The sequence below is a fragment of the Buttiauxella sp. WJP83 genome (assembly GCF_027594725.1).
Lineage (GTDB): Bacteria > Pseudomonadota > Gammaproteobacteria > Enterobacterales > Enterobacteriaceae > Buttiauxella > Buttiauxella selenatireducens.
The window spans coordinates 2,638,456-2,662,762 of record NZ_CP110080.1 but is presented as its reverse complement, the minus strand read 5'-3'; the positions used below and the strand labels follow the sequence as shown (position 1 = coordinate 2,662,762).

At 53.1% G+C, this 24,307-nt stretch carries 18 protein-coding genes; 13 read left to right on the top strand and 5 right to left on the bottom strand.

The window, feature by feature from the left end; all coding sequences use genetic code 11:
- Positions 1 to 14 precede the first annotated feature (14 nt).
- The gene (gene kdsA / locus OH773_RS12290; protein WP_270139039.1) at positions 15 to 869 is read left to right on the top strand and encodes a 3-deoxy-8-phosphooctulonate synthase; all 855 of its coding nucleotides are present in this window, start codon (positions 15 to 17) and stop codon (positions 867 to 869) included.
- A gap of 64 nt (positions 870 to 933) precedes the next feature.
- Here the strand turns inward: kdsA and chaA are convergent, their stop codons facing one another.
- Positions 934 to 2,037 (bottom strand): sodium-potassium/proton antiporter ChaA, encoded by a 1,104-nt coding sequence (gene chaA / locus OH773_RS12285; RefSeq protein WP_270139037.1) that lies wholly within the window; start codon positions 2,035 to 2,037, stop codon positions 934 to 936.
- A gap of 560 nt (positions 2,038 to 2,597) precedes the next feature.
- Here chaA and OH773_RS12280 point away from each other — a divergent pair.
- Positions 2,598 to 3,290 (top strand): gamma-glutamylcyclotransferase, encoded by a 693-nt coding sequence (locus OH773_RS12280; protein ID WP_270139035.1) that lies wholly within the window; start codon positions 2,598 to 2,600, stop codon positions 3,288 to 3,290.
- A 42-nt stretch (positions 3,291 to 3,332) separates the two neighbouring features.
- On the opposite strand, the gene OH773_RS12275 is transcribed toward OH773_RS12280, so the two are convergent.
- Positions 3,333 to 3,578, bottom strand: a complete 246-nt coding sequence (locus tag OH773_RS12275; RefSeq protein ID WP_270139033.1) for a DUF1883 domain-containing protein — start codon at positions 3,576 to 3,578, stop codon at positions 3,333 to 3,335.
- Between the two features lie 235 nt (positions 3,579 to 3,813).
- Positions 3,814 to 4,167 carry a DsrE/DsrF/TusD sulfur relay family protein gene (locus OH773_RS12270; RefSeq protein WP_270139031.1) on the bottom strand — a complete coding sequence of 118 codons (354 nt, stop codon included), beginning with the start codon at positions 4,165 to 4,167 and terminating at the stop codon, positions 3,814 to 3,816.
- An 82-nt stretch (positions 4,168 to 4,249) separates the two neighbouring features.
- On the opposite strand from OH773_RS12270, the gene OH773_RS12265 reads away from it, so the two are divergent.
- From OH773_RS12265 to OH773_RS12235, 7 genes are all read left to right on the top strand, one after another.
- Entirely contained in the window at positions 4,250 to 5,464 is a 1,215-nt protein-coding gene (locus OH773_RS12265; protein WP_270139029.1) for a nitrate regulatory protein, read from the top strand.
- A 239-nt stretch (positions 5,465 to 5,703) separates the two neighbouring features.
- The gene (locus tag OH773_RS12260) at positions 5,704 to 6,963 is read left to right on the top strand and encodes a CmpA/NrtA family ABC transporter substrate-binding protein (RefSeq protein ID WP_270139027.1); all 1,260 of its coding nucleotides are present in this window, start codon (positions 5,704 to 5,706) and stop codon (positions 6,961 to 6,963) included.
- A 1-nt stretch (position 6,964) separates the two neighbouring features.
- Positions 6,965 to 7,846, top strand: a complete 882-nt coding sequence (ntrB, locus tag OH773_RS12255; RefSeq protein WP_270139025.1) for a nitrate ABC transporter permease — start codon at positions 6,965 to 6,967, stop codon at positions 7,844 to 7,846.
- Between the two features lie 10 nt (positions 7,847 to 7,856).
- Positions 7,857 to 8,645: an ABC transporter ATP-binding protein gene (locus OH773_RS12250; RefSeq protein ID WP_183271677.1), complete on the top strand. Its 789-nt coding sequence runs from the start codon at positions 7,857 to 7,859 to the stop codon at positions 8,643 to 8,645.
- A gap of 10 nt (positions 8,646 to 8,655) precedes the next feature.
- Complete coding sequence (gene nirB / locus OH773_RS12245; protein ID WP_270139022.1) at positions 8,656 to 12,729, top strand: nitrite reductase large subunit NirB; 4,074 nt, start codon at positions 8,656 to 8,658, stop codon at positions 12,727 to 12,729.
- Complete coding sequence (locus OH773_RS12240) at positions 12,726 to 15,326, top strand: nitrate reductase (RefSeq protein WP_270139020.1); 2,601 nt, start codon at positions 12,726 to 12,728, stop codon at positions 15,324 to 15,326. The genes nirB and OH773_RS12240 overlap by 4 nt, the downstream gene beginning before the upstream one ends.
- A 75-nt stretch (positions 15,327 to 15,401) precedes the next feature.
- Complete coding sequence (locus tag OH773_RS12235; protein WP_270139018.1) at positions 15,402 to 16,802, top strand: YchO/YchP family invasin; 1,401 nt, start codon at positions 15,402 to 15,404, stop codon at positions 16,800 to 16,802.
- Between the two features lie 35 nt (positions 16,803 to 16,837).
- On the opposite strand, the gene narL is transcribed toward OH773_RS12235, so the two are convergent.
- The gene (gene narL / locus OH773_RS12230) at positions 16,838 to 17,488 is read right to left on the bottom strand and encodes a two-component system response regulator NarL (RefSeq protein WP_183271673.1); all 651 of its coding nucleotides are present in this window, start codon (positions 17,486 to 17,488) and stop codon (positions 16,838 to 16,840) included.
- Complete coding sequence (gene narX / locus OH773_RS12225; RefSeq protein ID WP_270139015.1) at positions 17,481 to 19,265, bottom strand: nitrate/nitrite two-component system sensor histidine kinase NarX; 1,785 nt, start codon at positions 19,263 to 19,265, stop codon at positions 17,481 to 17,483. Before narX ends, narL begins: the two co-directional genes overlap by 8 nt.
- A 305-nt stretch (positions 19,266 to 19,570) precedes the next feature.
- Here narX and narU point away from each other — a divergent pair, with 305 nt between their 5' ends.
- The 4 genes from narU to OH773_RS12205 all read left to right on the top strand — a co-directional run bounded on the left by narU (position 19,571) and on the right by OH773_RS12205 (position 24,215).
- Positions 19,571 to 20,962, top strand: a complete 1,392-nt coding sequence (gene narU, locus OH773_RS12220) for a nitrate/nitrite transporter NarU (RefSeq protein ID WP_270139013.1) — start codon at positions 19,571 to 19,573, stop codon at positions 20,960 to 20,962.
- 198 nt (positions 20,963 to 21,160) lie between these two features.
- Entirely contained in the window at positions 21,161 to 21,868 is a 708-nt protein-coding gene (locus OH773_RS12215; RefSeq protein WP_270139010.1) for a GntR family transcriptional regulator, read from the top strand.
- Positions 21,869 to 21,876: 8 nt separating this feature from the next.
- Positions 21,877 to 22,851, top strand: a complete 975-nt coding sequence (locus OH773_RS12210; protein WP_270139008.1) for a sugar phosphate isomerase/epimerase family protein — start codon at positions 21,877 to 21,879, stop codon at positions 22,849 to 22,851.
- Between the two features lie 98 nt (positions 22,852 to 22,949).
- Positions 22,950 to 24,215 (top strand): MFS transporter, encoded by a 1,266-nt coding sequence (locus OH773_RS12205; RefSeq protein WP_270139002.1) that lies wholly within the window; start codon positions 22,950 to 22,952, stop codon positions 24,213 to 24,215.
- Positions 24,216 to 24,307: the final 92 nt, after the last annotated feature.

Genomic DNA, 24,307 nt, shown 5'->3' with positions numbered 1-24,307 from the left:
GACAAGGCGAAAATATGAAACAAAAAGTGGTTAGTATTGGTGATATCAACGTCGCAAACGACCTACCGTTTGTTCTGTTTGGTGGCATGAACGTGCTGGAATCACGCGACCTGGCGATGCGTATTTGTGAGCATTACGTCACTGTGACTCAGAAACTGGGCATCCCGTACGTATTCAAAGCGTCTTTCGATAAAGCCAACCGCTCATCCATCAACTCCTATCGTGGTCCAGGCCTCGAAGAAGGGATGAAGATTTTCCAGGAACTGAAGCAAACCTTCGGCGTGAAAATCATCACTGATGTTCATGAAGCAAGCCAGGCACAACCTGTTGCCGATGTGGTTGACGTTATCCAGCTGCCTGCATTCCTTGCACGCCAGACTGACCTGGTAGAAGCGATGGCGAAAACCGGCGCGGTTATCAACGTCAAAAAACCACAGTTCGTAAGCCCAGGCCAAATGGGTAACATCGTTGATAAGTTCCACGAAGGTGGCAACGACCAGATTATCCTGTGTGACCGTGGCGCAAACTTCGGTTATGACAACCTGGTTGTCGACATGCTGGGCTTTAGCGTAATGAAACAAGTCTCTAACGGCTCACCGGTTATCTTCGATGTGACGCATGCTCTGCAATGCCGTGACCCGTTTGGTGCTGCATCTGGCGGTCGTCGTGCGCAGGTAACAGAACTGGCGCGTGCAGGTATGGCGACTGGCCTGGCGGGTCTGTTTATCGAAGCGCACCCGGACCCAGACAACGCACGTTGTGATGGCCCATCAGCACTGCCGCTGGCGAAACTTGAACCGTTCCTCAAGCAAATCAAAGCGATTGATGACCTGGTCAAGAACTTCGAGCCGCTTGATACCAGCAAGTAATCAGCAGATAAAAACAAAAAAGCCCTTATCGTGAGATAAGGGCTTTTTTTGTCTCATAGATTCGTCAGGCAAAAATCGTCATCAAATAAGCGGCAAACAGCGCCAGGTGCGCAGTGCCGTTGAGCACATTGGTACGCCCGGTTGAAAACGAAATCTGGCACAACACTAGTGAGGTCAACATCACCACTAACTCCGGCATCCCTAAGCCAAAGGTCAGGTCGTTGCCTGTCATCATCGCGATAAGCGTAACCGCTGGGACCGTCAATGAAATGGTTGCCAATACCGAACCGAAGAACAGATTCATGGCACGTTGAACCTGATTACTCAATACCGCTTTCAATGCGCCAAGACCTTCAGGCGAGAGAATCAATAACGCCACCAGGAAGCCGGTAAATTGCTCAGGTGCATTCAGTGTGGTGAGCAGTGACTCCAGTGGGCCAGCATTCATTTTAGTGACTGCGATGACCGCAACCAGATGCACGATTAACCAGACGGCATGCCAGGTGTTGCTATGGGCCGATGGCTTACCATGATGCGGATCGTCGTCATCGGACTCATCTTCGTGCTCATAAACAAACAGGCTCTGGTGTGTTTTCGTCTGAATCAACAGGAACACGCCATACATCGCTGCGGAAATCGCGGCCGCCATTAACGCCTGGCCGGTGCTAAAGTTGCCCGCCGGTAGCGCAGTGGGTAACACCAACACGATGACAGCCAACGGAAACAGGGCGATTAAATACTGTTTGATGCCAAACAGATTCATATATTGCGTGGCAAACTTTCGGCCACCCAACAGTAATGAGAAGCCGACCAGACCGCCCGTCACAATCATGATGATGGAATAGAGCGTATCACGCATCAGGGTCGGTGCGGCATCACCGGTTGCCATCAATGCGGAAATCAGGCTGACTTCAAGAATAACGACGGAAAGACTCAGGATCAGGGAACCGTAGGGTTCACCTAAACGATGCGCGAGTACGTCAGCGTGACGCACGACGCTAAAAGCGCTACTTAAAATGCCCACCAGGGCCAGAATATTTATCCCAACAACCGCAGGCATTGACTGGCTCCCTCCCCAAATCGCCAATACCGCCAGCGCTAACAGCGGGAAAATAAGGGAACTCTCCTTATGACGGGTTTTCACCGCCTCATGTTGCGTTTTGGTCAATGTACTTCTCCATATCCAGAGCTACTAAGTCATTTAGTTATTATAGTCGGGCAATAAAACCCCGTTAAAATAGCAAAAAATCTACGTTTTCTGCGGAAATTTACTCAGTTTTACCGCTTCAATAACAATAGTATTTCTGATGATTAAAAAGACATGTTTACTGATATTAAGCAATGCGAAACATGAGGATGCATTTTAAGTAAATAAATATTAGAAGATTTTCCCCTCACCAGTGAGGCCAGCATATCTTCAATTTTGGATAAAAAACGGAAGTTTGGCACCAAAAAAATTAACCTTACATAATGCATTGATATTGATATTCAAACGGCGCAAGACTCCTCAGTATGGCAAGTTAATATGACATTTTTGTTTTTTTGTGACTGTCATCAAACTTGCCAGCGTCCCGTTAATTGCATATGTTCACAGTTATGCTGCTCTATAAATAACCGTCTTACTTCGAATGGCAACTCGAATTATTGAGGTTATTGAGCAGTCAATATAAAGCCTGGAAGGCGCATCTGACGTAATCACACGGAAGTTTGCAGTGGCGGAGGTGTATCGTGTTAACGCGTGATTTCTTAATGAAAGCGGATTGTAAGACAGCTTTTGGTTCCATTGAGGAATCGTTGTTGTGGACCCCTGAGCAGCGCTCGGCTTCACTTGCCGCAACGCTCGCCTGTCGTCCCGATAGCAGTCCCGTATGGATTTTTGGCTACGGTTCCCTGATGTGGAACCCGGCATTCGAATATGAAGATTCAGCTGCAGGAACGCTCGTTGGCTGGCATCGTGCATTTTGTTTGCGTTTGACGGCAGGTCGCGGCACCGCTTGCCAGCCAGGACGCATGCTGGCACTGAAAGAGGGCGGGCGCACCACCGGTCTTGCGTATCGCCTACCCGAAGAGATTCTAGTCGACGAACTGACGCTGGTCTGGAAGCGAGAAATGATCACCGGCTGTTATTTACCCACCTGGTGCAAACTTGAGTTGGATGATGGTCGGGTGGTCAATGCGCTGGTATTTATCATGGACCCGCGTCATCCGCTCTACGAATCCGATACGCGAGCTGAGGTGATTGCCCCGTTAATTGCCGCAGCCAGCGGTCCTTTGGGCACGAACGCGCAGTATCTGTTTTCGCTGGAGCAAGAACTCATAAAGCGCGGCATGCATGACGACTGTCTTGATGAGTTGGTGAATAAAGTCAGAGCCTGGCTACAGCCAAACGATGATGAAGGGTTACAACCTGGATTTGCCTGAAAGAGTATTCCGGCCTTCATGTCGAGGGCCGGAATAGCGCTTTTACGCGGCGACATAACTGATTGAATGTTCAAGCGACTGGCTATGGCTGTCGATCAGCACTTTCCACGTTCCGCTATAAGGCACCGTCAAATACGCTGACTGCTTATCTTCCACGCTGAGAATATCGGCCTGCGGTTTGCCCGCAGAAAGCTTCTCGCTCATCAAATGAATATGACAATTATCTGAACAGCGAACCACCACGGTATCGCCGCCGAAAAGGTGCAGACTGGCTTTCACTACTGGCATTTTTATACTCCGCAATATCATCAAAGTTAGGCGTCTTTGCCGCCGCATTTCTCGCATTCAGTGACGGTGTTCACAAATCACACTTTATGCATAACACCAGACCCCGGCGCGAAGAATGCTGACTTTGATCAAAAAATGCTGTAACGATTAAACTTTAGTGTAGATGCGCCTGATACCTTTCAGCTGATGAATTTTTATGCGGAAAATTAACGTCAGGTCGTCATAAAATCTGGTATCAGAAGGTTAAGACTTTATCAGCGCTTAGCGTCCACTCGGCTAATTCCACCAGCGTGCCAATTTCAACACCTTCTACCAGCGGCAATGTCGAAATACCGCGCCCGTCAGTACACGTTTTGCATAATTTCACTGGCACATTTTGCGCCGTTAAAATCTCAAGCATCTGCTGGATGTTGTAGCCTTCAGCGGGTTTCTGGCCGCGCAAACCGGCGGTCACCGCATCAGACATGAGAAACAATTTCACTTCCGGCTGTGGTTGCTGGTCGCACAGTGCGATCGCCAGCCGCAGGCTGTTGAACAGAGATTCGCTGCCGTAAGCAGCCCCGTTGGCAATAATCACAATCTTCTGCATGTTTTTCTCCCTGGCACCTGACGGCACGACTTTTGCTTATATGGAGGTATCTGAAGCACGACTTGCCGTCCAGGAGCGTTTTATGAAGGCTACCGTCACCGTGAATCCTACCGCCCGTGACTTTTTAATGGCGGCTCGCACTCGTGGGCGTGAACAGTTGCAGGACATTTTACACATCGGGCAACTCACCGGACGGATAGCCAGGCTCGCGCATATGCTACAGCGTGAGCGAGGGGCTTCCAACATCTGGTTGTGTTCGTCAGGCCAACTTTTTTCGGCTGAACGTTCACGTTGCATTGAAGAGGTTGACCATGAATTAACGCTTTTCAAACAGGCGATTGCCGACCCGAATGACCTACCCGGCAGCGCTATCCTGGTGAGCCTCGCTTGTGCGCTTCATTACCTCGAGCGTTTACCGCCACTTCGGGAGGCAATTGCGCAGCAACACATTCAACCTTTGCAGGCGATGGAGCAATTCAACATCACGCTGCGCCATCTGCTAAGCATTGTTCCGGAAGTCAGTAACGTGGTGGATGATGCCGGTGTGGTGCGAAGCCTGACCGCACTGTTTAGTTTTATGCAGGGTAAAGAGTTGGCAGGGCAAGAGCGGGCGATAGGTGCGCTGGGCTTCACGTTAGGGGAATTCACCGACGTGCTGCGCCAGCAACTGGTTGACCGCATCGACAGTCAGCAACACTGTTTTGATGCGTTTTGTAGCCTGGTTGACGAGCCGTTGCGGGCGCAATTCAGGGCCTGTAGCGAGCCTTGTCGGGAAACAGAACAGTTGCGACGGATGGCCTGCACGCGACTGACGGGTGAGAAGGACGGCTCGCCGCGCGCTTTACGCTGGTTTGCGTTGCTAAGCGCCAGAATTGATGCTTTGAAAGAGGTGGAAGATGCGCTGATTGCCAGGGTGATGGTTCAGGCACAACGGGCGTTGGGGCAGGGTTTACAGCAAGCCCCGTTGAATGAAGACGACATCGCTAATTGGGTTGCTGGCAACGACGAGATGAAAAACGAGCGCTATCTCGATCGCCATTTATTGCCGCTGGTACGCCAACAAGCCCAACAACTCGAAATGATGGCACAACAGTTGGCGTCGCTACAGGCCACCCTCGAGGAGCGAAAAATCATCGATAAAGCCAAAGCGTTATTGATTCGCCATCAGGGGCACAGCGAAGAACAGGCCTGGCAGGTTCTGCGCAAAATGGCAATGAACCAGAATAAACGCATGGTAGATGTCGCCAGCGCAATGGTATCGGTCGCGGATATCTGGCAATTACCCACTAAGGAGTAACTGCACAAAGCGTGGGCAATTAATGCATTTTTGTGGTGCGCCCACGACCGACTTTGACTGACAAAGTCCCTGATATGGGGCTATCTAACCTGGCACGCGAGTTGCATTGTTTGTATGAAGACTATTTTTACCTGAATGGCGCCAATGGAGGTGCCTTCCAGGTTGGACAAAGGCGTCCTTCAATGTGCTCACCCACATTGTTGGGCGCTTTTTTTTACCTTTTTATCAGGATGAAGCCGATGAGCAACAAACCTCTGGTCCTCTCGCGCCGTCGTTTTCTACAGGCGGGTGCCGCATTAGGTAGCGCAGTTTTGCTCCCCGGAATGATGGGTTCTGCCTGGGCGGCAGGGAGTGATGCCCCTGAGCAAAACACCGTAAAAGTGGGTTTTATTCCGCTGACCGACTGCGCCTCGGTGGTCATGGCATCGGTCAAAGGCTTCGATAAAAAATACGGTATTTCGATTGTTCCAAGCAAAGAGGCGAGCTGGGCGGCGGTGCGCGACAAAATGGTGTCCGGTGAGCTCGATGCGGCCCATGTTTTATACGGCCTGGTCTACGGCCTTGAGTTGGGCATTGCCGGTAAACAGCAGGGGATGGCTAACCTGATGACACTCAACAACAACGGTCAGGCGATCTCGCTTTCCATGGAGCTGGCAAAACAGGGCGTCACCGACGGGGAAAGCTTGAAAAAGAAAGTGGCAAGCCTAGCACCAGGTAGTTTTACCTTCGCGCATACCTTTCCAACCGGTACGCATGCGATGTGGCTCTATTACTGGCTGGCGCAGGCGGGAATCAACCCGTTCACCGACGTGCGCACGGTGGTGGTTCCACCCCCGCAAATGGTGATGAACATGCGTATCGGCAATATGCAGGGCTTCTGCGTGGGTGAGCCGTGGAATCAGCGAGCCATCAGCAACGGCATCGGATTTACCGCTGCCACGTCTCAATCAATTTGGCCGGATCATCCGGAAAAAATCCTCGGCACGCGTCGCGAGTGGGTGGAGCAAAACCCCAATACTGCACGGGCGTTAGTCGCCGCAATTCTTGAAGCATCGCGCTGGATTGATGCCAGTGACGATAATCGCCGCGAAACAGCCAATGTGCTCGCAGGACGAGCTTATCTCAACACCAAAGCGGAATACCTCACCGGGCGCATGCTCGGGCAATACGACAACGGGATGGGGAGAACCTGGCAGGACAAACACGCCATGCAGTTTTTCTGCGATGGCGAAGTGACTTTCCCGTGGTTATCCGACGGCATGTGGTTCCTGACCCAGCATCGTCGTTGGGGGTTACTGGACCACAACCCGGATTATCTCGCCGTTGCCAAACGCATTAACCGTATCGACATCTATCAGCAAGCCGCGGCAGCCGTGGGTAACGTTTCACTACCTGCAAGCCCGATGCGCACCAGCACGTTGATGGATGGAAGCACCTGGAACGGCAGTGATCCTGCCGCTTATGCCGCAAGTTTTGCCATTAAACGCGAAGGGGAATGATATGAACACGCCTGCACAAAAACCGTCAGTGCCGGAACTTAGCGCTCCTGTGGGTGAAGTGATCACGCTGCCACCGGTCGTCGTTCGTCGCCGTAAACCACAATGGCGCCAGCTAAGTTTGAGCCTGTTCCAACGCCTGATCCCTGCCGTTTTCGGTATGGGTTTATTGGTGTTGGCATGGCAAATCGCAGCGCTCAACGGCAAAGGATTCCCGACACCGCTCAGCACCCTGGATTCGGCAATCGTCTTGTTTTCCGACCCGTTCTATAACGCCGGGCCAAACGACCAGGGCATTGGCTGGAACATCCTGGCTTCACTTCAGCGTGTGGCTATTGGGTTCGGTCTTGCCGCCATCGTGGGCATTCCTGCGGGTTTCCTGATTGGCCGCTTTACCTTCCTCGCTCGCATGTTTAACCCGATTATCGCGCTCTTGCGCCCGGTCAGCCCACTGGCCTGGTTGCCCATTGGTTTACTGCTCTTCCAGAAGGCCGAACCTGCGTCGAGCTGGACCATCTTCATCTGTTCAATCTGGCCGATGGTTATCAATACCGCCGAAGGGGTGAAGCGCATCCCGGACGACTACCTCAACGTGGCGCGAGTGCTGAAACTTTCCGAATGGACGGTCATGCGGCTCATCTTATTTCCGGCGGTTCTGCCTGCGGTATTAACCGGCGTGCGTTTATCCATTGGCATCGCCTGGCTGGTGATTGTTGCCGCAGAAATGCTGACGGGCGGGTTGGGGATTGGCTTTTGGATCTGGAACGAGTGGAACAACCTCAACGTCGAAAACATCCTTATCGCCATTGTGATTATCGGGGTGGTTGGGCTGCTGCTCGAACAAGGGTTAATGCTGTTAGCGCGTCGCTTTAGCTGGGAAAAATAAGGGGAAAAACATGAAGAAAATTATTCAGGTTCAAAATGTCAGCCAGCATTTTTCCACCGCCAGCGGTGAGTTTATTGCACTGAGCAATGTCAGTTTTGATATCGCAGAAGGGGAAACCATCAGCCTGATTGGCCATTCAGGATGCGGTAAATCCACGCTGCTCAACCTGATTGCCGGGATCACGTTGCCGTCAGAAGGGGGGCTGCTTTGCGACAACCGTGAAATTGCCGGTCCTGGTCCTGAACGCGCGGTGGTGTTTCAAAACCATTCACTGCTGCCATGGATGACCTGTTTTGAAAATGTCGCACTGGCGGTAGACCAGGTTTTTCGCCGCACCATGAGTCGTGCCGAGCGGCGTGAATGGATCATTCACAACCTTGAGCGGGTGCAAATGGGTCACGCCATTGATAAACGCCCGGGTGAAATTTCAGGCGGCATGAAGCAGCGGGTAGGTATTGCACGTGCACTGGCGATGAAACCAAAAGTGCTGCTGATGGATGAACCCTTCGGCGCGCTCGACGCGCTGACCCGCGCCCATTTACAGGATGCGGTGATGCACATTCAGCAAGAGCTGCGCACCACTATTGTGCTGATCACCCATGACGTGGATGAAGCGGTGCTGCTCTCCGATCGCGTGTTGATGATGACCAACGGCCCTGCGGCAACGGTGGGTGAAACATTGCTGGTGGATTTGCCCCGCCCGCGCAACCGCGTGGAGCTGGCAGAAGATCGTCGCTATCACCATTTGCGCCAGCAGGTGCTGCGTTTTCTCTACGAAAAACAGCCGAAGGCTGCCTGAGGAGGCGCTTATGAAACCGCAACGTCTGATTGTTATCGGAAACGGCATGGCCGCCATACGTCTGGTCGAACAGATTGTGGCGCGGGCCGCGGGGCGTTTTGCCATTACGGTTTTTGGCGAAGAACCCACGCTCAGCTATAACCGCATTCTGCTCTCTCCGGTGCTGGCGGGTGAGAAGCCCGCCAGTGCCATGCAACTGCACGATGCTGCCTGGTATGTTTCCCATGGCATTGAGTTTTTCACGGGCGAAGCCGTGCTGGACGTGGACACCCAACAACAGACGGTGCGGTCGGCAAAGCGCTCGCTTAATTATGACGAACTAGTATTCGCTACCGGGTCGCTGCCCTTTATCCCGCCGATTGAGGGACACACGCTGCCGCATGTCCACGGTTTTCGCACCCTGGCAGACGTTGACACTATTTTGCAAGGCGAAGGCAATGCCGTGGTGCTGGGTGGCGGATTGCTGGGTGTTGAAGCGGCTGCCGCACTTTGTGCGCGTGACATCTCCGTGACGCTGGTTCACCGCCAGCCGTGGTTGATGGACATTCAGCTTAATCAGGATGCCGGAGTCCTGCTTGAGCAACATCTCGCAGAGCGCGGCATTGTCTGCCAGCTCAATTGCGGCATTGAACGCATTAATACAGATAGCGTGGTGTTGAGCAACGGTGACGTATTGCCTGCCGGACGGGTGATTATCGCAACCGGCGTAAAACCGAATATTTCGCTGGCCTTGCGAGCGGGAATTGCCTGCCAGCGCGGTATTACCGTTGATGCGCAACTGCGTAGCGATACTCCGCACATCAGCGCGTTAGGGGAATGCTGCGAAATAGACGGGCAGACGTGGGGGCTGGTGGCGCCGTGTCTGCAACAGGCTGATGTACTCGCCGCTCGTCTGTGCGCTGAACCCATCCCTGACTTCTGCTATCAGGATCGTGGCACGCGCCTGAAAGTTAGCGGCATTCCGCTGTTTTCGGCAGGCGACATCAACGCCGGGCCGGATACGCAGATACTCACCGCATTTGATCCCCTGGCAAAACACTATCGTTGCCTCCATTTGCACGGCGGCAAATTAGTGGGCGCTTTACTGCTGGGCGATATCGCGCCCGCCAACGCTCTGACCGACATTTTATGCAGCGCAGCGCCGATTACGCCTGCCGTGCTGTTTGATGAATTCCTCTCAGATGAGCAGCCGCTGGCTGCCGGAAATGACGACATGACAAAACAAACGCTGGTAGTCATTGGTCACGGCATGGTCGGGCATCACTTTCTGGAGCAGTGCGTGGAGCAGCAACTCCACCTGCGCTTTCACATTGTGGTGTTCGGTGAAGAGCGCCATCCGGCCTACGATCGTGTCCATCTTTCGGAGTATTTTGCGGGTCGCAGTGCGCAATCGCTGTCGATGGTACAAGGGGATTTCTTTAACGAAAACGGCATTGAACTGCGTTGTCACAGCAAAATTGTCGATATTGACCGTCAGCAACGCCTGGTGCGCGACGACCAGGGGCATGAAATTTTCTGGGACAAACTGGTGCTGGCGACCGGATCGTATCCCTTTGTCCCACCCGTCCCCGGCCACACGCTTCCCGGCTGTTTTGTCTATCGCACGCTCGACGATCTTGATGCCATTGCGGAACGTGCGCGTCACGCCACGCGTGGGGTGGTGATAGGTGGTGGTTTGCTGGGGCTGGAAGCGGCAAACGCCCTCAAACAGCTTGGCCTGGAAACGCACGTGGTGGAGTTTGCCCCCAACTTAATGGCGGTACAGCTCGATAACGCGGGTGCCGCGATGTTGCGAGAGAAAATTAGCGATATCGGTGTTCAGGTGCATACCAGCAAATCCACCACGGCGATTACTGAGGTTGAGAGTGGCCTGCAACTCAATTTCGCCGATGGCGAAACGCTGAGCACCGACTTAATTGTCTTTTCCGCCGGTATTCGCCCGCAAGATGCCTTGGCGAAAAGCGGAAACCTGGCCGTTGGTGAGCGCGGCGGGATTGTGATCAATGATCACTGCCAGACCAGCGACAGCGCGATTTACGCCATCGGTGAGTGTGCGTTGTGGGAAGGGAAAATCTTTGGCCTCGTCGCACCCGGTTACCAGATGGCACGCGTCACGGCGGCGACACTTGCCGGGATTGAGTCCGCGTTCCACGGCGCGGATATGAGCACCAAACTGAAGCTGCTCGGTATAGACGTGGCCTCATTTGGAGACGCTCACGGGCGCACGCCAGGCAGCCAGAGTTACCAGTGGACAAACGGCCCGCAGCAAATCTACAAAAAGATCGTGGTTTCTGGCGACCACAAAACTCTGCTGGGAGGTGTGTTGGTGGGCGACAGTAGTGAATATGCGCAACTGCTGCAAATGATGCTCAACGCCATGCCTTTGCCCGCTCAACCCGAAAGCCTGATTTTGCCTGCAACCGCGGGGAGTGTACCAAAGGGCTTAGGTGTGGCGGCGTTGCCCGATACGGCGCAGATTTGCTCGTGCCATAACGTCAGCAAGGCGGATATTTGTTCCGCAGTGAACCAGGGCGCAGGGGACATGGGCGCGATTAAATCCTGCACCAAAGCGGCGACGGGCTGCGGGGGGTGTTCGGCGCTGGTGAAACAGGTGCTGGAGTACCAGCTACAACAGCAGGGTGTGGAGGTGAAAAAGGACATCTGCGAACACTTCCCGTACTCGCGGCAAGAGATTTATCACCTGGTGCGCGTCAACCACATCCGCAGTTTTGAACAGTTGATTAGCCGCTACGGCCACGGTCATGGCTGCGAAATCTGCAAACCGCTGGCGGCTTCCGTGCTGGCATCATGCTGGAATGAATACCTGCTGAAACCGGCGCATTTGCCACTACAGGACACCAATGACCGCTATTTTGCCAACATCCAGAAAGACGGCACTTACTCCATTGTTCCACGCGTACCTGCGGGGGAAATTACCCCGGACGGGCTGATTGCTATCGGCCAGGTGGCAAAGCGTTATCAGTTGTACAGCAAAATAACCGGCGGCCAGCGCATAGACTTATTTGGCGCACGCCTGGAAGAGCTGCCAGCGATTTGGGCAGAATTGGTTGCGGCGGGATTTGAAACCGGTCATGCCTACGGAAAGTCGTTACGCACGGTGAAATCGTGCGTGGGTTCGACGTGGTGCCGTTACGGCGTGCAGGACTCGACAGGCCTCGCGATTGAGCTGGAAAACCGTTACAAGGGGCTGCGCTCCCCGCACAAAATCAAAATGGCGGTCTCTGGCTGTACGCGTGAATGCGCCGAAGCACAAAGCAAAGACATCGGAGTGATTGCCACCGACAAAGGCTGGAATCTCTATGTCTGCGGTAACGGAGGCATGAAGCCGCGGCATGCGGATTTGTTTGCCAGCGATCTGGATCGTGAAACCCTGATTCGCACCATCGACTGCTTGCTGATGTTTTACATCCGCACCGCCGACCGTTTGCAGCGCACCAGTACCTGGATGGATAACCTTGAAGGTGGCATTGACTATCTGCGAGAGGTAATTTTGCACGACAGCTTAGGCCTGACCGACGCGCTGGAAAAAGAGATGGGTCACGTGGTGGAAACCTACCAGTGCGAATGGCAAACCACGCTCAACAGCCCGGACAGACTGGCACTGTTTCGCTCATACGTTAACAGCGATACACCGGACGAAGCGGTACAGCGCCAGAACCTGCGCCAGCAACGCCAGCCCGTCAATGAGGTGACTCACCCGCAAGCACGGCTTCCGACAAAACCGTGGCAGGCGGTATGTGATATTAACGCGATCCCAGCCCAGGCCGGCATTGGCGCACGCCTGGGCGAGCATCAAATCGCCCTGTTCCGCATAGGAGAGACGATTTACGCCCTCGATAATCTCGAGCCGGGTAGCGATGCTAACGTGCTGTCACGCGGGATTGTGGGTGACGCCAGCGGCGAGCCGATTGTGATTTCCCCACTGTATAAACACCGAATTCGTTTGTGCGATGGATGCACGCCTGACGGTGAACGGGCCGTTCGTGCGTGGCCGGTAAAAGTCGAACAGGGCACCGTGTGGGTGGGGAATCAGGCGCTGATTATGCGTGCGGTGGCATCATGAAATGCGCGGTGCGTTCAACATGCCCTTATTGCGGGGTTGGGTGCGGCGTTGAAGCTGAGCAAACCGCAGCCGGAACCTTCGACATACGCGGCGACAAACAGCATCCCGCAAATTTTGGACGGTTATGCGTGAAGGGCGCAGCACTCGGCGAAACGCTGGGGCAAGAGGGGCGTTTGCTGTATCCCGAAGTTAACGGCGAACGCGTGGAATGGAGTGCGGCACTGGATGAAACGGCGCGACGGCTGAATGCCATTATTGAAGAGTTCGGCCCGAAAGCGGTGGCGTTTTATGCCTCCGGTCAGCTGCTGACCGAAGACTATTACGTTGCGAATAAGCTGATGAAGGGATTCATCGGCGCGGCCAATATCGACACCAATTCACGGTTGTGTATGTCTTCAGCCGTGGTGGGCTACAAACGCGCATTTGGCGCAGATTACGTTCCGTGTCGCTATGAAGACCTGGAACAAACCGACCTGGTGATATTGACCGGCTCTAATGCGGCCTGGGCGCATCCGGTACTGTATCAACGCCTGGTGCACGCTAAACAACAGCGTCCGGGCATGAAAATTGTCGTCATCGACCCGCGCCGTACCGCGACCTGCGACATCGCGGATTTGCACCTGGCGCTGCGACCTGGCAGCGATGCCGCACTGTTTGTCGGCTTGTTGAATTATCTGCACCAACAACAACCCCTGATTGCCGGACAGTTTGATGGACAAAGTGCGGCGTTGGGCTGTGCTGAAAGCTGGGATCTGGCCAAAACCGCCGACTTTTGTCAGCTCAATCAGGATGATGTGCAGACGTTGTGGCAATGGTTCAGTCAGTGCGATCGCGCCATGACGCTTTACACCATGGGAATTAATCAATCCTCGAGCGGTAGCGACAAATGCAACGCGATAATCAACGTCCATCTGGCGAGTGGCAAGATTGGGCGGGAAGGGTGCGGCCCGTTTTCGCTGACCGGACAGCCAAATGCAATGGGGGGGCGCGAGGTGGGTGGCCTGGCGAATCAACTGGCCAGCCATATGAATTTTGATGCTGCAGATATTGCCAGGCTAGGGCGTTTCTGGGGGAGTGAACGCATTGCCCAAACGCCGGGGCTGATGGCGGTGGAACTGTTTGCCGCTATCGGGCGCGGCGAAGTCAAAGCGGTATGGATAATGGGCACGAATCCAGTGGTTTCGCTGCCCGATGCGTCGCGTGTAGAGCAGGCGCTGGCGAACTGCCCGCTGGTGATCGTCTCTGACGTGGTGCGTGAGACGGACACGTCGCGTTACGCGTCGGTCAGATTCCCGGCGCTGGCGTGGGGTGAGAAGAACGGTACGGTCACCAACTCTGAACGCCGGATTTCACGCCAGCGTGCATTTATGTCCGCAGCGGGCGAGGCCCGGGCAGACTGGTGGATACTGGCGCAAATTGCGCAACGTCTGGGCTATCGTGATGCCTTTAACTGGCAGCATCCGCACGACATTTTCAGCGAGCATGCGGCGCTTTCCGGTTTTGAAAATAATGGCTCTCGCGCATTTGATATCAGCGGGCTGGCAAATCTGAGTCGTGAGCAGTACGACGCGCTCGAGCCGGTTCGTTGGCCCGTTACCGCGCAGGGTCATCAGCCCTTAAAAAGCTGGCGACCCAATGGCAAATTCCAGATGGTGCCGGTCGAACCGGAATTACCGCAGGCTGTTGCTGATGCTCACTATCCGCTGATCCTCAACAGCGGACGGATCCGCGATCAGTGGCATACCATGACACGTACGGGGCGCGTTCCTCGTTTAATGCAGCATATCAATATGCCGCTATTGGATATTCATCCACTCGATGCAAAACGTTACGGCGTCACTAATGATGGGTTGGTGAGAGTGGTCTCAAGGCTGGGGGGAATGGTGGCGCGTGTTCAGGAGAGTGAAAACCAGCTGCCCGGCAATGTGTTTATCCCCATGCACTGGAGTCAACAGTTTGCCCGCAAAGGGCAGTTGAATAGCCTGGTGGCGAGTGTGTGTTGTCCTCATTCCGGCCAGCCGGAAAGCAAACAAACGGCGGTGCGTATTCAACGCTGGCAGCCGTCATGGCGGGGAGAAATATTTGCCCGCAATCAGATAGCGTTTACGGACGATATTCAGTGGTGGCGTCAGGCTTCTGTAGGCGTACACCATTTTCTGTGCGCCGCGGACACACCGCCTGAGTCGTGGATTGAAACGCTGTGTGCTGCCAGAGGCTGGCAGTTGCAGTATGCCCGGGGAAATAGTGCGCTGTATAACGTGCTCGCCTGGCACGCTGGTGAGCTGCAACTGGCGTTTTACAGCGCGACAACATGGCCAGATATTTACGCCACTTCGGTGGTTTCGGGATTTGAAACCGCGCCGCAAACGGCACAGGAGCGCCATCTTTTGCTGGGGGGAAAAGCGGCGGGAACCCTCGTTGATGCCGGTCGCACCGTGTGCAGCTGTTTTAGCGTCGGGGAGAAATCGATTACGCTCGCTATCGCGTCGGGCTGCCATTCGGTGACCCTGCTCGGTGAGAAACTGCGCTGCGGAACCCAATGCGGTTCGTGTGTCCCTGAACTGAAAACGCTGCTCGCTAAGACCTTCGACATATGACGAAAGCATTTCAGGAGTAATCTGTGTTTACCCCTTTTGGCGTGATTTGCAGGGTTGAGATGTTATAATTTCCAGATGTTTAGAAAAGCCGTTCCGTTTTTTACCCTGTCATATGCACTCCTCAGCGCGGGAGGGGCTGCCAGCACCCGGCAGACCTTTATTGAGCAAGCTGAAAATCCTTTCGACCAAACCACCGAACAACTGCCCGATATGGGCCTTGCCCCAGAAAGCGATGCCGCTGCGCGTGAAATCGCCGCGATGGCAAAGAAGTTCGGTGAAGCCAGTATGTTGGATGATGGGCTGGATTCAGGCGAGCAGGCGCGGATGTTCGCTTTTGCCCGCCTGCGCGATGTGTTAACTGACAAGGTCACCAACGAAGCGGAATCGTTGTTATCCCCCTGGGGCAAAGCCAACATCAATTTGCTGGTGGATGAACACGGCAACTGGGACGGCAGCAGCGCCTCGCTGTTTAGCCCCTGGGAAGATAACAATCGTTATCTGACCTGGAGTCAGGTCGGTTTTGCTCAACAGGATGACGGCATGATTGGCAACTTCGGCGCGGGGCAGCGTTGGGTCGCCGGGCAGTGGTTGTTGGGCTACAACGCTTTTTATGACCATCAGCTTTCCACTCATTTGCAACGCGCAGGGTTAGGCGCTGAAGCATGGGGTGAATATTTACGTCTTTCGGCAAACTTTTATCAGCCGCTCAATGGCTGGCAGGAAGGCGACAGCGAAACGCTGGAGCAGCGCCTTGCGCGGGGCTACGACGTGACCGCACAAGCCTGGCTACCTTTTTATCGACACATCAATACCAGTCTGAGTTTCGAGAAATATTTTGGTGACAGTGTTGATCTGTTTGATAGCGGCACCGGTTATCGCAACCCTGTGGCGGTGACGATGGGGCTGAATTACACCCCGATCCCGCTCGTTACGCTCACAGCCCAGCATAAACAGGGGGAGAGTGGTGTGTCGCAGGATAACCTGGGGCTGAAAGTCAACTATCGTTTTGGCGTACCGGTGAGCAAACAGCTTTCGGCCGCTGAAGTGGCGACCACCAGTTCGCTGCGCGGCAGTCGGTATGACAGCGTGGAGCGGGATTCGCTGCCGGTGCTGGAGTATCGCCAACGTAAAACCTTGTCGGTCTTTTTGGCCACGCCTCCCTGGGAATTACAGCCTGGCGAAACGGTGGAACTCAAGTTACAAATCCGCGCCAGTCACAAAATTCGTAGCATCATCTGGCTGGGCGACACGCAGGATCTGAGTTTGACGCCACCTGCCAATAATCGTGATACCAACGGCTGGAGCATGATTATGCCTGCATGGAGTGAGCAGGGGCCGCACGAATACCGTCTGTCTGTGGTTATCGAGGATGATAAAGGCCAGAAAGTCACGTCTAACTGGATTACGTTGAAAATGGCCGAACCGCTGCGGGTGGATCCGCTTAACGATCCGCGTTACGAGTTATTACCCGAATAGCCGCGGCATCCACCGTTCATCGATGACACACGCAATCAGAAAATACGATCCTGGTGCACCCAAACTGCCGCTTCTACGCGGGATTTGAGCTTCATCTTTTTAAGCAGATGCTTTACGTGAACTTTCACTGTGCTTTCCGTGATGTCGAGGCGACGGGCGATCATTTTGTTCGGCAAACCCTGGGCGATCAGCTTGAGAATATCGCGCTCACGCGGGGTCAGAAGGTTCACATCGCGGTCAGAAGTGGCGCGGTTGGCGCGTAAACTTGCGGCCAGCACTGGCGTTAGCGCTTCGCTCAGTACCATCTCGCCCGCGGCGGCTTGTTGCAGGGCCTTGAGTAAATCTTCCGGCTCCATGTCTTTCAACAAATAACCATCGGCTCCTCTCTTCAGCGCGGTGACCACATCTTCTTCATGGTTTGAGACGCTAAAGACCACAATGCGGCCAGAAAGCGGTTTTTCACGCAGGCAATCCAGCGTTTCCAGGCCGTTCATGCCCGGCATATTCAAATCCAGCAGAATCAGATCGGGGTCGAGCTCCTCCGCCAGCAGTACGCCTTGCGCGCCATTGCCTGCTTCGCCCACGACGGCCAGTTCCGGCGCCATACTGATCAATTGTTTAACGCCAGTACGCAGCATCGGATGATCGTCGATTAGCAAAATGGTCGAGGCTTCCGGGTTACTCATGATGGGCTCCTGTGGCTATTTCGGGGATAAAACTCACGACGACTTGAGTACCGCCGCCTGGGCGGGCAAGCACCTGGCAGTCACCTTTCAGGCTCTGTGCGCGGTCTCGCATAATAATCAGTCCGTAGTGATTGCGGCGTTCACCGTTGTCGGGGATACCACAACCGTTATCCCATATGGTTAAGGTCATTTGATTCTCGCGGTGTATCACGCTTACCCCACATGCTGTGGCGTTGGCGTGTTTCAGGCAGTTATTCAAGGCTTCACGGGCGATTTGCACCAGATGAATCGCCTGATGTGAGGGCACCAGACGCGGCGGGACCTGATAATCGAGGACCACCGGGAAACCGAGTTTTTCACTAAATTCGCGACAACTCTCTTCGAGCGCCGGCCGCAATCCAGGCTCGGTCAGTTGCAGACGGAAGGTGGTCAATAATTCGCGCAGCTGGCGCCATGAAGTGTTCAGTTCGCTACGCATCTGGCCGAGGAGTGTCTGCATCTCTGGGGGCAGCGTAGCCCCCTGCATTTGCAAACAGCTGACCTGCATCTTCAGGCAGGAGAGCGACTGGGCGATGGAGTCGTGTAATTCGCGCGCAATAGCGGATCGCTCCTCCATGACCACCAGTTGCTGTTGACGTTCATACTGACGCTCCAGCGCGAGGGTGGCTGTCAGTTGCTCCATCAGCGTCAGCACTAATTGCTGTTGGTCGTGCGTCAGGCTGCTGCCCAGCGGTAACTGCGCCAGCACCAGACCGTATTGAATATGGTTATCGGTTAATCGCCATTTTTGCGGTGTGGTCTCGCAAGGCTCTGGGATGGGTTCGCGTGGGCAAAGATGGCAACCGCTGGCTTCACAGCTGCTGTCGGGCTGGTAGGTATACTCTTCGTAGTTCTCTTCGTCTTCATACTCGTAGACCCGCAGTTCGAGATTACGCAGCGGCGTCAAATGCTGTAAATCGCTAAGGACCGGGGAGAGGCGCTGACACAGTGGAGCCTGCGAGTGTAAGCGGCGATTAGCCTGATAGAGAAAGGACAGCATCTGGTTTTTTTGCTCAAGCCCGGCGGTTTTCTCGCGCACACGCTGCTCAAGGCTTGCGTAACTTTCTGCCAGTTCTGCCGACATACTGTTTAACGCAACACCCAGCGTCGCCATCTCATTTCGCCCCCGCACATTGACGCGATGGGTGAAGTCACGCTGCCCAATGGCTTGCGCCATCGCCAGGAGTTTTCGCCACGGGCGCAGCAGGCGTTTGCGTAACCAGATGACGGTGAAAATTATCAACAAACCCATTAACGCGGCCATACCCAGTTGTAGCTGGATAATCCGTTGCAAACGCAGTTCGGTGGTGTGATCAAACGTGGTGACCAGTTGGTCAATGCGCCCGACGAAACCCGCTACGTGGGGTTTAACCTGTTCGGCATTGGTGGCACGACGCAGGGCGGGCTCTAACGCTTCGCGCCAGTAATGTTGCAGCGCGGCTAATTGATCCTGTTGCCCGTCCTGTTCTGCTGCCTCTTTCAGGTCATCGCTCCAGGTGGTTTTTTCCATCTCATCCAGCAGAGCACTGTCTTTGTCGGTGAGTGGAACGGCGGCCAGCAGGCGATAGCTTTGCATACGCATCGAGCCGGCTTTATTGATCGCGTGCGCGTTGCCCTGAATACCCTGAGCCAACCAACCCGCAAGACTCATTCCCGCGACACCCAGCAGCGCCAACAGCAGCACAATCAATGCCAGTTGGTTAAACAAGGTGAGAGGGGACAGCAGGCGTTTTAGCATCGTGAGGTGAGCTCCTGGGCGGACAAAGAATGCGCGTATTCTCAAACATCCCCTGGAGTATACCCATACCCATTAAGGATTACCCACAAATAGCCATAGGTAGCATCTCGAGGTGTAAGGAGATTAGCAGGGTGGTTCAGCCATGTGAAAAACCACACTATTTTCATGATTTATCATTACCCATAAAGAATGATGGTCAATTTTTAGGCATGATTCAGATGGTTTATCCCTTGATTCACATCAATTTTTATTCCCCATTAGCACCTAATGTGACGGCAATTACTCTCACAATTTTTGAGGTGTTTATGTCTCAGTCTCCCGAACAAAGCCCAAAATCGGGTTCGCTCATTACCGAATGGCGGCCAGAGGAACCTGCATTTTGGCAAAGTAAGGGCCATGGCATTGCCAGCCGCAACTTATGGATTTCCGTACCCTGCTTATTGTTAGCGTTCTGCGTGTGGATGCTGTTTAGTGCGGTCGCGGTTAACCTGAATAAAGTGGGTTTCAACTTCTCCACCGATCAACTGTTTATGCTGACTGCGCTGCCGTCTGTTTCTGGCGCCTTATTGCGTGTGCCTTACTCCTTCATGGTACCGGTCTTCGGCGGTCGTCGCTGGACGGCGTTCAGCACCGGGATTTTGATTATCCCTTGTGTCTGGTTAGGTTTTGCGGTGCAAAACCCGGCGACGCCATTTGGCGTGTTCATCATCATCGCGCTGCTGTGTGGTTTTGCAGGGGCAAACTTTGCCTCCAGCATGGCGAACATTAGCTTCTTCTTCCCGAAAGCAAAACAGGGTGGCGCACTGGGTATTAACGGTGGCCTGGGTAATCTCGGCGTGAGTGTCATGCAGTTAGTGGCTCCGCTGGTGATTTCGCTTTCCATGTTCGCGGTATTTGGCGGAACCGGCGTTGAGCAAGCGGATGGCACCATGCTGTTCCTGGAGAACGCCGCCTGGGTGTGGGTGCCGTTGCTGGCGATTTTAACCCTTGCCGCCTGGTTTGGTATGAATGACCTGGCGACCTCGAAAGCCTCTCTGAAAGCGCAATTGCCGGTACTCAAGCGCGCTCATCTGTGGATTATGGGCGTGCTGTATCTGGCGACGTTTGGTTCGTTTATCGGTTTTTCTGCCGGTTTTGCGATGCTGGCAAAAACCCAGTTCCCGGACATTAACATTCTGCACTTTGCCTTCTTCGGCCCGCTATTTGGTGCTCTGGCGCGTTCAGCGGGTGGCGCAATCTCCGACCGCTTTGGCGGGACGAAAGTGTCACTGATTAACTTTGTGTTCATGGCGGTATTCAGTGCGCTGTTATTCACCACGCTGCCACACAACGGTGTGGGCGGTAACTTCATCGCCTTCTTCGGTGTGTTCCTGATGCTGTTCCTGACGGCAGGTTTGGGGAGCGGTTCCACCTTCCAGATGATCTCGGTTATCTTCCGTAAATTGACGATGGACCGCGTGAAAGCGCAGGGCGGAACAGAAGAACGAGCGTTGCGTGAAGCGGCGACCGATACTGCTGCCGCGTTAGGGTTTATCTCAGCGATCGGTGCGGTAGGCGGGTTCTTCATCCCTAAAGCATTTGGTACATCGCTGGCTTTGACCGGTTCTCCGGCGGGCGCAATGAAAGTCTTCCTCGTGTTTTACATCGTCTGTGTGGTGATTACCTGGGTCGTTTATGGGCGTAAATCATCAAAGTAATTTTTAACCGATTGACCTTTTGGTTATCCCTTGCGCGGCTAAGTCCGCGCTTTTTTTTGCCTGAAAAACCCCCTCGTCCGACTTTATTCTGAGAGAAACCTCACATTTAGAATATCTACTCCCCCAGGGACCATTGTCACACTCGTTAGCTGAGAGTACCGTGACGGAAAATCTGGTTTAAACCAAATGGGTTCAAACATGAAAAACACCTCAACGGTCGAAGCCGCAAAAGAGATGCTTAACGAATGGCTCAACAAAGGTGTTGTCCAGCCGGGCGGTAAATTACCTTCCGAACGTGAACTGGAAGAGTTACTCGGCATCAAGCGTATGACGTTACGTCAGGCGTTGTTGTTCCTCGAAGGGGAAGAGAAGATCTTTCGTAAGGATCGTCGTGGCTGGTTTGTTGCCTTGCCATGTTTCAAATACAGCCCGAATACCTCCACCAGTTTCAAGCAGGCCGCGCTGGAACAGGGGCGTTTACCCTCCTGGGGATTTCTGGAAAAAGAGCGAATTTATAGTGCTGAGCCGGAAATTCTGTCGCTGTTGAAGGTGCAAGACGGTGATGAGATTTACAAAATCAGCGGATGGGGAGCGCTTGATAACCATAAAGTTTTCTATCACGAAACATTTATCAACGCACAGTTTGCCCCAGGGTTTATCGACAAGTTAGGCGACCGTTCTTTTGTCGACGTGTGGCAAGAAGCCTTTGGCAAAACCTCGCGCACGCAGCATTTAGCGTTTAAACCGACACGGCTTTCGGTGGGCGCATGTAAAGGGATGGGCGGCACACCAGGCACCCCGTCTATACGTGTTGAAAAGTACCGTTCTGACGAAGTCGGGCACGTTATTCAGGTTGATATCGAATATTGGCGTTTTGAATCTGTAGAATTTTTTATCGATTTATAGGAGTTACCATGGATAGCATCCAGGCTACAAAAATTGTTGAGCGTGTCGCAGATCTGCCTCTGTATCTGCACGCTTATGCGTTCCATTTAAATATGCGGATGGAAAAAATCCTGCCGGAAGATCTGCTGGATATCGCCAGCCAGCAGCAATTGAAAGGCGTAAAAATTCATGTCGTGGATGGCGAAAGCCAGTCGCTAAGACATGCCAGCGACGAGCGACTGGACCGTTTTGCGGCGAAAGCACGCCAGTTAGGACTGGATGTTCATATCGAAACCAGTGCATCGGACGCGAAAACCATCGATGAAGCGGTGAATATTGCGCTGAAATCGGGCGCAACTTCTGTGCGTTTTTACCCGCGTTATGAAGGCTCGCTCTCTGAGGTCATGGAGATCATTGCCAAAGATATTCAGTACATTAAAAAGCAATACCAGCACAGCGGCCTGACATTTACCCTTGAGCAACATGAAGATTTGCAAAGTCATGAGCTGGTGCAGTTGGTTCAACAAGCCGACTTCCCGCAGTTATCCCTGCTGTTTGATTTTGCCAATATGATTAATGCCAACGAAGAACCGCTTGACGCATTAGCGGTGATGGGCAAAGAAATTACCCAGGTGCATATCAAAGATGCATTAATTAATCACGAAGGCCAAGGGCGCGGACATACAGCCTGTATTTCCGGACAGGGTGAATTACCGTTTAAAGAATTACTCCTGCAATTAGTCTGTTTAGGTGAAGATAAACCACAAGTCACGGCATTCGGTCTTGAGGAAGAAGTGGATTATTATGCACCGGCATTTCGTTTTACCAATGAAGACAGTAATCCGTGGATTCCCTTGCGTGAGATGAGTGAAACGCCTTTACCTACATCCGGGCTTGAAGAAAGATTGAATAAAGAGATCGATGATGCAATGAATCAAATACGTCATGTGCGTAATATTCTTGATTCTCTCAATAAAGATGCCCTGGCTGTTTTAAAACAATAAATTATCCGAAACGTATAAACTCAGAACTCTCACCGTTTGTGAGATGACTGAACTTTCAAATAAATAATTAATTCCGCTATTCCAGGGGTAGGTGTTTTATGCTAACTAAAAAAAGATGGACCATATTTAGCTTATTGGTTCTGTGTGGTGGGACAATATATAAATTGCCGTCATTGAAAGACGCATTTTATGTCCCGATGCAGGAGTATTTTCATCTGACCAATGGGGAGATCGGCAACGCGATGTCGGTTAACTCGATTGTCACGACCATTGGTTTCTTCTTATCGATCTACTTTTCCGACCGTTTGCCACGTCGGTTTACCATGTCTTTCTCGTTGATTGCCACCGGTTTGCTCGGCGTTTATCTGTCGACGATGCCTGGCTACTGGGGGATCCTCTTTGTCTGGGCACTGTTCGGCGTGACCTGTGACATGCTGAACTGGCCGGTACTGTTGAAGTCGGTGAGTTTACTTGGAGACAACACGCAACAAGGGCGACTGTTTGGCTTCTTCGAAACAGGACGAGGCATCGTTGATACCATTATTGCGTTCAGCGCCCTGGCAGTATTCACCTGGTTTGGCAGCGACTATTTCGGCTTTAAAGCGGCTATTCTCTTCTACTCGTTTATTGCGATCGTTGTGGGTGTCGTGATTCTCTTTGTATTGAAAGAAAGCCCTGAAGAGCAAGTGGCTAAAAAAGAGCAAGAGGCTAATAAAGAGAGCCGTCCTGGATTGGGTGGCGTATTAAAAAACAAAACCGTTTGGCTCATTGCCTTCAGTGTGTTCTGTGTTTACGCCGTATATTGTGGCTTGACCTTCTTTATCCCATTCCTAAGAAATGTCTACGCACTTCCGATTGCGTTGGTAGGGGCGTACGGGATTATTAACCAATATTGCCTGAAGATGGTCGGCGGCCCGATTGGTGGGTTAATTGCGGATAAAGTTTTACAATCCCCAAGTAAATATCTGTTCTATACCTTTATTATTAGTGCTATCGCATTGGTCGGTCTTATTTTATTACCGCATGAACAGATGCCAGTTTATTTGGGTATGGCTTGTACTTTACTGTTTGGTGCGGTGATCTTTACTCAACGTGCGGTGTTCTTTGCGCCTATCGGTGAGGCGGGTATCAGTGAGAAAAATACCGGTGCGGCGATGGCGCTGGGTAGCTTTATTGGCTATGCCCCTGCCATGTTCTGCTACAGCCTGTATGGTTACATTCTAGATTCACAACCGGGTCTGCTGGGTTATCAAATCGTGTTTGGTTTGATGGCGGTGTTTGCTTGCGCAGGTATTATTATTTCCGGCCTGCTGATTAAAAATATTCGTGCGGCACGTCAGTCAGAATCGTTAGCCTCTGCCTGATAACTGCACATCACTGAATGGGGTTTTCCAGTCTCGTGGAAAGCCCCATTTTCATTTCATCGCTACCACTTTTCCTGACTTACCCCTTAATA

Coding starts and splice junctions, on each gene's coding strand:
- kdsA (WP_270139039.1), top strand. CDS start 15: ATGAAACAAAAAGTGGTTAGTATTGGTGATATCAACGTCGCAAACGAC.
- OH773_RS12275 (WP_270139033.1), bottom strand. CDS start 3,578: ATGCCAGTAGTGAAAGCCAGTCTGCACCTTTTCGGCGGCGATACCGTG.
- OH773_RS12270 (WP_270139031.1), bottom strand. CDS start 4,167: ATGCAGAAGATTGTGATTATTGCCAACGGGGCTGCTTACGGCAGCGAA.
- OH773_RS12265 (WP_270139029.1), top strand. CDS start 4,250: ATGAAGGCTACCGTCACCGTGAATCCTACCGCCCGTGACTTTTTAATG.
- OH773_RS12260 (WP_270139027.1), top strand. CDS start 5,704: ATGAGCAACAAACCTCTGGTCCTCTCGCGCCGTCGTTTTCTACAGGCG.
- ntrB (WP_270139025.1), top strand. CDS start 6,965: ATGAACACGCCTGCACAAAAACCGTCAGTGCCGGAACTTAGCGCTCCT.
- OH773_RS12250 (WP_183271677.1), top strand. CDS start 7,857: ATGAAGAAAATTATTCAGGTTCAAAATGTCAGCCAGCATTTTTCCACC.
- nirB (WP_270139022.1), top strand. CDS start 8,656: ATGAAACCGCAACGTCTGATTGTTATCGGAAACGGCATGGCCGCCATA.
- OH773_RS12240 (WP_270139020.1), top strand. CDS start 12,726: ATGAAATGCGCGGTGCGTTCAACATGCCCTTATTGCGGGGTTGGGTGC.
- OH773_RS12235 (WP_270139018.1), top strand. CDS start 15,402: ATGTTTAGAAAAGCCGTTCCGTTTTTTACCCTGTCATATGCACTCCTC.
- narL (WP_183271673.1), bottom strand. CDS start 17,488: ATGAGTAACCCGGAAGCCTCGACCATTTTGCTAATCGACGATCATCCG.
- narX (WP_270139015.1), bottom strand. CDS start 19,265: ATGCTAAAACGCCTGCTGTCCCCTCTCACCTTGTTTAACCAACTGGCA.
- narU (WP_270139013.1), top strand. CDS start 19,571: ATGTCTCAGTCTCCCGAACAAAGCCCAAAATCGGGTTCGCTCATTACC.
- OH773_RS12215 (WP_270139010.1), top strand. CDS start 21,161: ATGAAAAACACCTCAACGGTCGAAGCCGCAAAAGAGATGCTTAACGAA.
- OH773_RS12210 (WP_270139008.1), top strand. CDS start 21,877: ATGGATAGCATCCAGGCTACAAAAATTGTTGAGCGTGTCGCAGATCTG.
- OH773_RS12205 (WP_270139002.1), top strand. CDS start 22,950: ATGCTAACTAAAAAAAGATGGACCATATTTAGCTTATTGGTTCTGTGT.